We start from the raw sequence: 347 nt of genomic DNA, 5'->3' as shown, positions 1-347 counted from the left end.
GAAGGTGTGATTGCTTCAGGCGAAGAGGCGAATGCAGACTTTTTGGTGACGGGTTTGAGAGCAGCTTTTGAAGCTGAGGGAACTCAAGCTGTTGTCTTGCGCATTAATAGTCCTGGTGGCAGCCCGGTTCAATCAGGGTATGTTTATGATGAAATTAAACGACTTCGTGGCTTATACCCTGAAACGCCACTCTATGCAGTGATCAGCGATATTGGTGCTTCAGGTGCATATTACATTGCTGCGGCTGCGGATAAGATTTACGCTGATAAGGCAAGTTTGGTTGGTTCTATCGGTGTAGTGGCTTCAGGTTTTGGTTTTGTTGATACGATGAAGAAGCTTGGCGTCGA

Annotated in this window: 1 protein-coding gene; it reads left to right on the top strand. The window is 46.7% G+C overall.

Translation table 11 applies throughout. From position 1 onward, the window contains the following. Window positions 1-347 (top strand): S49 family peptidase (locus A3757_RS04700; RefSeq protein ID WP_197469777.1); only part of this gene is annotated, 347 nt, incomplete at both ends.

This window comes from Oleiphilus sp. HI0117 (assembly GCF_001635235.1).
The sequence above is the reverse complement of the archived record's forward strand: the minus strand, read 5'-3'. Positions and strand labels throughout refer to the sequence as shown.